We start from the raw sequence: 9364 nt of genomic DNA, 5'->3' as shown, positions 1-9364 counted from the left end.
GCGGCCGCCGCATCGGCCACATCCGCCGCAGCACCGGCGGGGGGGGGGGGCGGGCGCGCCGCCCCCCCCCCCCCCCCCCCCCCCACCACCCCCCCCCCCCCCCCCCGGGGGGGCGGCCCCCCCCCCCCCGGGGGCCCCGCCCCGCACGGCTGTCGGGGCGACTACGGACGTGACTCGGGCCGTACGACTACGGGCGGGTCTCGGCCCGTACCAGCGCCTCGTCGCCCCCGGCGGCGCGCCTGTCGCCGGAGGCCGCGGCTGCCGGATACGACGGCGCGAGGGCGGCGATCCGCGCAGCGGTGCCGTTCTCCGCGGGACGGTGGCCATAGCCGTAGCCGCTGGAACGGCCGTGCTCAGGATCCGCGTTGAGGACCGCGCCCAGCACCGGGACCCCCGTGCGCCGGAGGGTGCTCAGGGCGTCGGCGACCTGGCTCCGCCCGGTCCGCCCGGCACGCGCCACGAGCAGATGGCCGTCCACGGCCGGGGCCATGGCCGTGGTGTCGGCGAACGGGAGCACGGCAGGGGTGTCGACCAGGACGTGGTCGAACTCCTCGGCAAGCGCCCGCAGCAGAGAGCGGAACCGGTCGCCGCCCAGCAGTTGGGGCGGGTCGGGGGGAACCGCCCCGCTGGTGAGCACGGAGAACGAACCGGCCGACTGGAGCAGGCCACGGGGATCGGCCCGGTGCAGCAGGGCCGTGGTGAGGCCCGTGTCCCCGTCCAGGCCGAGTGCCCGGGCCAGCGAGGGGCGGCGCAGATCGCAGTCGACCAGGCAGACCTTCGAGCCCTGCTCGGCGAGCGCGGCGGCCAGGTGGAGCGACACACTGCTTCTGCCCTCGCGGGGGAGCGGGCTGGTGACGGCGATCACCTTCGGTCGCCGGTCCACCTCCGCGAACCGCAGATTGACCCGCAGCCTGCGGAAGTCCTCCGCGCGGGGGCCGTTCGGGTCACGGCACAGGGAAACCGGAGCCCGCACCGCCCGCGGGTCCTCGGCGACGACCGCCAGCACGGCAGGGCCGCCCTCCGACGCCAGGCACTCCGCGAGCGCCGCGGCATCCCGCACCGCCGTGTCCAGTCTCTCCAGCGCCACCCCCAGCGCCGTCCCGACAAGGAGGCTCACCGCCAGCGCGAGCGCGGCATCGGCTGCAAGGCCGGGGGAGACGGGGGCGGCGGGTACGGCGGCGGGCTGCACGACGGCGAGCCGTACCGGGGAGGGCCCCGGCCCCTCGGCCCGCTCCATGCCCGTGACGACATGAACGAACCGGTCGGCCACGGCGTTTCCGATCAGTGCCGCCCGGGCGGCACTGCTGTCGGAGACGGTCAGCCTGACCAGCACCGTGCCCGCAGGTGCCACGGCCGTGATGTGGTCCGCCAGCTGAGCCGGTCTCATATGCAGCCGAAGGGCGTCCACGACGGCCCCGGTCACCACCGGACCGCTCGCCACCGCGAGATAGGACCGGGCCCGCTCCCGGACGAACGCGTTCCCCTGGAAGAGCTGGTTGGCGTCGCCCCCGTCGTGGACGGAGATGAACACGGTGGCCGTGGCCCGGTATTCGGGAGTGGCCAGAGCGCTGTCCAGGATGCCCGCCCCGGTCCCCAGCGCCGTCACCAGGGCGACTACGGGCCACCGGCGGGAAGGAAATCTCAGGTGGTCACGAAAAGCCAAAGCCGTCCCCGATCGAAGAGTGCGCGAGCCATTCAGCGGCGCAGGGCCGTACCGAGTTGCTTCCTTCTCATGGTGGTCCTCACTTCTCGCGGGCGCGGATCACCCGTGCCGGATTTCCCGCCACGACCACCTCGGGGGGCACGTCTTTCGTCACCACACTTCCGGCACCGACGGCCGCGCCCCGCCCGATGGTCACACCGGGCAGAATGGTCACCCGGGCGCCGAGAAATACATCCTCTTCCACGACGATGTCCGCATGGACCGGCGCATGGTCGCGGAAGTGCCCGCCGGCCCGGGGAATGGGATGGTCCCCGGTGATGAAGAGGCAGCGCGGTCCCATGGCCAGATGCGCGCCGAGGGTGACCCGTCCCAGGCCGAGGAACTGCGTGCCCTGGCCGATCCCGGCATACGGCTCCATCCGCAGCGACGGCGGGAGGTCGACCTGCGGGTTGATCGTGACCGGAAGCCTCACATCCGCGCAGATCCGGTGCGCGCACCAGCCCCGTAGGTCCCGGGAGCCGGGTACCCGCCAGTGCAGCCGCTTCGCGATCACCTTATAGAAACAACGGACAGCCAGGCGGAAAATTCGATTATCCATGACGATTCCTTCCGTCAGTGCCGAGCGAGGAAGTCCGCGGGAATCCGACCGAGGGAAATCGACCTGTCCTGACACTCGGACGTGCAGCCGCCAAAACCGCGGCCGCGCTCAATTTGCAGCATATGCTATGCCACTACGTCCGAGATTCGCTGCAAAAAAAATGGGTTGTGCGGCATGTCATTGACAGACAAATCACCAGCGCCCCTCGCTCCGGACACCCAGGGCCCGAGTCCCGGTCAGCTCCCCTCCCGGGTCTGCCTGTTGATCGGACAGCTCGGCCTCGGCGGCGCGGAGAAGCAACTCGTCCTGCTCGCCCGAGGACTGAGCGCCCGTGGCATCAGAACACATCTGCTCGTCATGTTCGAGACGGGGGCGCGGGAGGAGGAACTCCGCCACTCCGGCGTCACCCTGGTGGAACTCGGGTTCCGCCGCCGCTCCCCGGGCCGGTTCTCGCGCCTCGCCAGTGTCCGGGCCTTCCTCCGCTTCGTGCTCTTCCTCCGCAGGGAACGACCCCAGGTGCTCCAGGCGTTCCTGTTCCATGCCTATGTGATGGCCGCCCCCGCCGCACGACTGGCCCGTGTCCCGGTGCTTCTGGCGGGCCGGCGCAGTCTCGGCTTCTTCAAGGCGGGCAACCGGCCGGCCCTCGCGGTGGAACGCGTCGCCACCCGATGGACCGACTTCCTGGTCGCCAACGCCTCGGCGATCGCGGACGAGGTACAGCGCGAGGAGGGAGTGCCGGCGGCCAAGATCTCCGTCATCCCCAATGGAATGCGCCCGGAGGAATTCGAGATCGCGGAACCCGCCGAGGTCGCCACCTCGCTGCCCGTGGTGCTGTGCGTCGCCAATCTCGCGGTGCACAAGGGCCACCGGTACCTTCTGCAGGCCTGCGCGGCCCTGCGGGACGGCGGACACCCCTGCACCCTCGTCCTGATCGGCGACGGACCCGAACGCCTCGCATTGCAGCGGACGGCGGAGCGCCTCGGCCTCGACGTCCGCTTCCTCGGCGCCCGTACCGATGTGACCCGCCATCTGGCCAGGGCGGACGCGGTGGTTCTGCCCTCCCTGTCCGAGGGGTCCAGCAATGCCGTCGCCGAGGCCATGGCGGCAGGCCGTCCGGTGGTGGCCACGGCCGTCGGGGGCACCCCGGAACTGCTCGAAGGCCGGGGGATCCTGGTGCCTCCCGCGGACCCGGCCGCCCTCGCCGAAGGACTGGGACGGCTGCTCGGGGACCCGGACACGGCCGCCGCCCTGGGACGGGCGGCACGGGAATGGGCCCTGGCCAACCTCACGGCCGACGTCATGGTCGACCGGTACATCGCGCTCTACCGGGAACTGCTGGCGGCCCGGACCGCGGCATAGCGCCCGGACCGGCGCGGCACGCGCGCCGACACCGCGCACGCTCCGACCGGCCCCCGCAGCACACGCCGCCATCGACCCCGGAAGGTCCCCGCCACCGTGGCTGACCGAAGACCGCAATTCGTCTGGATGCTGGTGGCCCGCGCAGGCACCCTCGTCATGGGCGTCCTCGCCAGCATCGTCGTGGCCAGGGCGCTGCCCCCCGAGGGGCGCGGGACCTACTACATGGCCGTCACCGTCGCCACGGCCGCCCTGTCCCTGGGCCACCTCTCCGTGGAACAGGCACAGACGGCGCTGTGGTCCGACAAGGGGCACCGGCCCCGTCTCGACTCCAACAGCGTGCCGCTCGGGCTGGGCGTCGGCGCCGCCGCCGCCGTGGTGGCGATCGCCCTGGGCCTGCTCTTCCGGGGACAGGCCAACATGCCGGACATCCGGCTCCTGGTCACGGCCTGCGCGGGCGTTCCCCTGGGCATGGGAGTGCTCTACGCGACCAACATCACCCTGCTGCGCGACCGCACCCATGTCGCGGGCTGGGCGATGCTGACCAGCGCGGTCGTCCAGTGCCTGTGCCTGATCGCCCTCGGGGTGACCGGTCTGCTCACCGTATGGACGGTGGTGGCCGTCTGGGCCGCCTCCTACGCCGTCTCCCTCGCCGTGCTGACCGTGGCCAACGGAGTCACCGTGGGGCGGCCCGACCTGCGGCTGGCACGGGTGACCTGTGCCAAGGGGCTGCGGTTCCACGCCGGTTCGGCCGCCGCGTATCTGCTGCTCCGCTCGGACGTCTTCCTGCTCAATGCCCTGGCGGGATCGCGCGAGGTCGGCATCTACACGCTCGCGGTGACACTGGCGGAGCTGAGCCGGCTCGCGGTCGATGTGTTCGCACAGGTCACCCTCTCCCTCCAGTTCGACGCCGACGCCGGTGACTCGGCGGAGGTCACGGCGCGGATCGTCCGGTACATGGTGCTGCTGGGCGTCGCCTCCGCGCTCGCGACCGTGGTCGCGGTGTCGGCCGTACTCACCCCGCTCTACGGCCATGCGTACGCGGGGGCGTCCACCCTTGTCGCCTGGCTGGTCCCCGGAGTCGTCCTGCTGTCGGCCGGGCGGCCGCTGTCCAGCTTCCTGCTGCGCATGCGGACATCACGTGTCGTCGTACTGCCCTCACTGACCGCCCTGGTGGTGAACGTCGCACTGAACGCCCTGCTCATTCCGGCCTGGGGCGCGGTCGGCTGCGCCATCGCCTCCACCGTGGCGTACACCTCGCTGATCGCCTTCCAGGTGGTGTACTTCAGCCGGATGAGCGGCCTGGGGTGGAGATGCCTACTGCCGACGAGCACCGAGGCGACGCGGTTCACCACCGAGGTCAGGCGCCGGTGCCGAGGGCTGCACCTCGGCCGGGCGACGTGAAAGGTCGGGTGACGTGACCGGTCGGGCAGGGCATCCGGCCCGGGGCCCGACCGGGCCGTGTCACTCAGCGGTGTCCGGAGTGTGGACGAAGACGAACTCGTTGCAGCCGATACCGCCCCGGCAGGTCTTCAGATGGCGCAGTTCGAAGCGGCGCTCCCGGCAGAAGGCGAAGACCTCCTCCGGCTTGGCGACCTCGAAGGGGTAGCCTCCGACCCAGTCGACGAGGTCGTGCTTGCGGGACATGCCCCGGGCCCGGCGCACCGGGCCGCTGGAGGTACCCCGGATCTGCTTGGCCGCCTCCAGCACCGCACGCACCGGGTAGTGCTTGGAGAGATAGAGGCGACTGCCGGTCAGCAGCACTCGGCGCCCGAGGGTCCCCGACGCGTTGTAGCGCCGCTTCACCGAGGTCCACAGGCGGCTCTCCACCCCCTGGTCGTTGTAGATCGACACATACAGCGTTCCGCCGGGGGCCACCAGGCCGCAGGCGGCCTCCATCGCGGCCCACAGGGCGCCGGTGTGGTGCAGTACGCCCCAGGAGTAGACGATGTCGGCCTGCCCGAGCCCCTTCACGAACGACGCGTCGAGGACCGAACCGCGGCAGATGCTCCAGTCGCCGTCCGGGGCGAACTCCCGGCGCACCTCCTCGGCCGCCCTCACCGAGTCCGGGTCGTAGTCGAAGGAACGCACCCGCGCGCCCATGCGCAGGGCCGCCAGCGAGAACAGTCCGCTGCCGCAGCCGACGTCCAGGAAGGTGCGGCCCGTCAGGTCGGTGGTGCCGAGGGCCGACTCCAGCGATCCCCTGGCGAGGGCGAGGCGTTCTTCGTTGATCAGGGTGCCGAACCGGAGCCAGTTCTCACCGAAGGCGAAGCGTCGGCCCTGGCTGATCTCGGTTGCGCAGTCGGTCATTCGGCTTTCCTTACGCTGTGGAGGGGAGGGGTGAGGAGTCTGTTGTGCGGGGGTGGGGGAGCCGCCCCGCGGTCCGCGGGACGCGCGAGCAGACAGCCGAGGGAGATCCAGAACGGTGTGGAGATCACCAGGTCCGTCAGGGCGTTGGCGAACAGCAGCCCCGCCGCGTAGGCCACTCCCAGCGCCTGGAGGACGAGATGACCGGCCGCGGGGCGGCGGCCCAGCCCGAGCCACAGCAGCGCCACCAGCAGCAGGAGAGCCACCAGCCCGCACTCGGCCGCCAGGCGCAGAAAGTCGTTGTGGGTGTTGATGTAGATGCCCAGCCCGGACGAGGACCTCGCGTACTCGGGGAACATCGCGTATCCGATACCGCGCAGCGGATGGTCGAGTGCCACGCGCACGGCCAACAGGGCGGCCCGCTTGCGCACTTCGGTGTTCGCGGAGAGCTCGGTCGACGATCTGCTGCCGGTGAGGTTGCCCTCCACGGAGTCCAGGGTTCCCGGGAGCGCCACGGTGACCGCGAGCAGCGCCAGCCCGATCAGCACCTTGTGCCGCAGGGGGCGACGGGCGAGCAGGACGCAGGCCAGACCCGCCGCCACCATCACAAAGGTGCCACGGGACCGGGTCTCCAGGACGGCGCAGCCACAGACCGCGGCGGGCAGCAGCCACGCCCAGGAACGGTCGAACCGCGCCAGTCCCACGGCGGCGACGAGCGGGAGCGCCAGCGCGGCCCCCACATAGTTGGGGTTCAGCCCCAGTCCGGTCAGCCGGTCGGAGGCGTACTCCCCCTGGAGCATCAGGCAGGCCGCGAGAGCCGCCCCCGACGCGGCGACGAGCTGCGCGACGCGCCGGGGATCGGGGGGCGCGAGCGCGGAGGCACCGAGCAGACCGAGACCCACCAGCAGCAGACCGCATGTCTTCCACGCCTGGTCGACCCGGAACGACTCCTGCGGCAGCAGCCAGCTCACCGTGACCACCGCGGCGAAGAGCGGAATCAGCAGGAGGCCCGCGCGCGGCCGCGCACCGCTGAAACCGACTCGCAGCAGCAGCAGGACGACGGCGCCGAGCACCATCGCCGGCAGCGCCGTACCGCCGGGGGCGACGACGGCGGCCGCCGGGACCAGGACGAGCAGCATCAGCAGGGCCACGTCCGGCCGCGGCCACACCACGAGCCCGAAGCAGACCGCCACCGCCCCGGCGGCGGCCGCGACACCGTGGAACAGGGCCAGATGGGCGGCGACCGGCCCGGCGGCCAGCAGCCCCAGTCGGCCGATCGCGGTGGCCGGGAGCGATCTCAGGCTCGGCCTCACTCGTCCTCCGTGGAACCGTCGATGAACAGAAGTGCCGAGCCACCGCGGGGGAGCCGGGCACCGGGATCGGGACCTGACGTCCCAGTCAGCCGGTCTGCCGCAGCGGCTGACCGGCGGCCGCGGGCGGCACGGACAGCGGCTGGTCGACGAACCTGCGGTGCCAGAGCTCGAACTGCATCAGCGCCCAGATCCGACGGGCGTGGTCCTCCCCGGCCTCGTGCTCCCGGAGCATGGCTCGCACCGCTTCCGGCCGGAACAGCCCCCGCTCCGCCGCCGTCCGGTCGGTGAGGACGTCCCAGGCCACGTCCCTGAGATCGGTACGCAGCCAGTGCGCCATCGGCACCCCGAAGCCCTGTTTCGGCCGGTGCAGCACCTCATGGGGGAGCCAGTCCCGCAATGCCTTCTTGAGCAGGTACTTGGTGGTGCCGCCCCGCACCTTCAGCTCCGCGGGGAGCCCGGCCGCCCACTCCATCAGCCGGTGGTCCAGGAACGGCGACCTGGCCTCCAGGGAGTTGGCCATGGTGCTGATGTCGACCTTGACCAGGAGGTCTCCGGGCAGATAGGTGTTCACATCGACATCCATCAGCTGGTTCACCCGGCTGACCGCCCTGGACGCCCGGAACGCCTGGTCCACCAGCTCGTAGCTGTCGACCCCGGCTGTCGCCTCAAACAGCCGCTCCGCGTACAGCTCCCGCTTCTGCTCCGGCAAGAAGTAGGACATCATCCGCGCATAGCGCCGCGGCGATGTCTCGCCCAGCATGGTGAACGCGCGGCCAGCCCTGCGCCGGTTCAAGCAGGCCGGGGCGGCGGCAAGGGACCGGCCCAGGCGCCTGAGAGCCGGGTGCAGCGCCCGAGGGGCCCGGAAGCGCTCCATCCTGGCCATCAGGGCGTAGCGGGTGTACCCGCCGAACGACTCGTCACCGCCGTCGCCGTTGAGGGCCACGGTCACCTGCTGTCGGCTCAACTGGGCCACGTAGAAGGAGGGGATCGCGGACGAATCCGCGAACGGCTCGTCGAAGTACCAGGCCAGTGTGGGCAGGATGTCCAGCGCCGAGGCCTCCACGACGAACTCGTGGTGATCGGTGCCGTACTGCCGCGCCACCGCGCGGGCGTGCGCCCGCTCGTCGAAGCGGGCGTCCTCGAATCCGATGGAGAAGGTCTTCACGGGCTGGGCGGAGATCCGCGCCATGGCGGCGACGACGGCCGAGGAGTCGATGCCCCCGGACAGAAAGGCCCCCAGAGGCCGCTCCGACACCATACGGATGCGGGTGGCTTCGAGCAGCAGCTCCCGGGCCCGCTCGGCCGCCTCCTCCTCGTCCGGTACGGGAACCGGTGCGAAGTCCAGCGACCAGTAGCGCTTCACCTGCACCTGTCCGCCCTGCCACGAGAGCAGACAACCGGGCGGCAGCTTGCGGACATCGCGGAGGATCGACCAGGGCGCCGGGACGTACTGATAGGTGAGGTAGTGGTGGAGGGCCACCGGATCGACTTCGCCGCCGCCGGGAACGACCGCGCACAGCGCCTTGAGTTCCGACGCGAAGGCGAGCGAACCGGCGGTCTCGCGGTAGTACAGCGGCTTCTTGCCGACGCGGTCCCGGGCGAGCAGCAGCCGCCCCGTGCGCGTATCCCACACGGCGAACGCGAACATGCCGCGCAGGTGGCGTACGCAGTCCTCACCGTGTTCCTCGTAGAGGTGCACCAGGCACTCGGAGTCGCCGTTCGTACGGAAGGTGTGACCACGGCTCTGCAAGTCCCGGCGCAACTCGGGGAAGTTGTAGATCTCCCCGTTGAAGACCGCGATCACACTGCGGTCCTCGTTGAAGACGGGCTGGTCGCCGCCGCTGACATCGATCACGGCCAGTCGCCGCATACCGAGGGCGACATGGTCGTCGGTGTGGAAACCCTCACCGTCCGGGCCGCGATGGGCGAGGACGTCGCACATCGTCCTCACGGCCGCCGGATCGGGTGACGCCGTCGACACCATGCCCGCTACGCCGCACATCGGCCCTCCCTCATGTGATGCGAGAAATGAACTGAATGCGAGAAATGAACGAACTGCCGACCGCATCCCCGACGGCACCATACCGTTGCATTCGGTACATACCAGGCAACCCGCACCACGGTAGT

General features: G+C 71.2%; 7 protein-coding genes. 2 read left to right on the top strand and 5 right to left on the bottom strand.

The window, feature by feature from the left end; translation table 11 throughout:
* Positions 1-187 precede the first annotated feature (187 nt).
* Positions 188-1606 carry a polysaccharide biosynthesis tyrosine autokinase gene (locus ACIHAA_RS27765; protein WP_399821837.1) on the bottom strand — a complete coding sequence of 473 codons (1419 nt, stop codon included), beginning with the start codon at positions 1604-1606 and terminating at the stop codon, positions 188-190.
* A gap of 136 nt (positions 1607-1742) precedes the next feature.
* Entirely contained in the window at positions 1743-2261 is a 519-nt protein-coding gene (locus ACIHAA_RS27760) for an acyltransferase (protein ID WP_399821835.1), read from the bottom strand.
* A 261-nt stretch (positions 2262-2522) separates the two neighbouring features.
* Here ACIHAA_RS27760 and ACIHAA_RS27755 point away from each other — a divergent pair, with 261 nt between their 5' ends.
* Together ACIHAA_RS27755 and ACIHAA_RS27750 are read left to right on the top strand one after the other, a co-directional pair.
* Entirely contained in the window at positions 2523-3620 is a 1098-nt protein-coding gene (locus ACIHAA_RS27755) for a glycosyltransferase (protein ID WP_399821833.1), read from the top strand.
* A 96-nt stretch (positions 3621-3716) separates the two neighbouring features.
* Positions 3717-5021: a lipopolysaccharide biosynthesis protein gene (locus tag ACIHAA_RS27750; RefSeq protein WP_399821831.1), complete on the top strand. Its 1305-nt coding sequence runs from the start codon at positions 3717-3719 to the stop codon at positions 5019-5021.
* A gap of 60 nt (positions 5022-5081) precedes the next feature.
* Here the strand turns inward: ACIHAA_RS27750 and ACIHAA_RS27745 are convergent, their stop codons facing one another.
* The 3 genes from ACIHAA_RS27745 to asnB form a co-directional block, all read right to left on the bottom strand.
* Positions 5082-5927 (bottom strand): class I SAM-dependent methyltransferase, encoded by an 846-nt coding sequence (locus ACIHAA_RS27745; RefSeq protein WP_399821829.1) that lies wholly within the window; start codon positions 5925-5927, stop codon positions 5082-5084.
* Entirely contained in the window at positions 5924-7237 is a 1314-nt protein-coding gene (locus tag ACIHAA_RS27740; RefSeq protein ID WP_399821827.1) for an O-antigen ligase family protein, read from the bottom strand. Before ACIHAA_RS27740 ends, ACIHAA_RS27745 begins: the two co-directional genes overlap by 4 nt.
* Positions 7238-7322: 85 nt before the next feature.
* On the bottom strand, positions 7323-9239 hold the full coding sequence (gene asnB / locus ACIHAA_RS27735) for an asparagine synthase (glutamine-hydrolyzing) (RefSeq protein WP_399821825.1): 1917 nt from the start codon (positions 9237-9239) through the stop codon (positions 7323-7325).
* Between the last annotated feature and the right edge of the window lie 125 nt (positions 9240-9364).

It is taken from the genome of Streptomyces sp. NPDC052040, assembly GCF_044548405.1.
Classification (GTDB): Bacteria; Actinomycetota; Actinomycetes; order Streptomycetales; family Streptomycetaceae; genus Streptomyces.
Note: the sequence above shows the minus strand (reverse complement) of the source record. Positions and strands in the feature narration are given on the sequence as shown.

What these genes read in the sequence shown, in the direction of transcription:
- ACIHAA_RS27760 (WP_399821835.1), bottom strand. Translation starts at nt 2,261, where the DNA reads ATGGATAATCGAATTTTCCGCCTGGCTGTCCGTTGTTTCTATAAGGTG.
- ACIHAA_RS27745 (WP_399821829.1), bottom strand. Translation starts at nt 5,927, where the DNA reads ATGACCGACTGCGCAACCGAGATCAGCCAGGGCCGACGCTTCGCCTTC.
- asnB (WP_399821825.1), bottom strand. Translation starts at nt 9,239, where the DNA reads ATGTGCGGCGTAGCGGGCATGGTGTCGACGGCGTCACCCGATCCGGCG.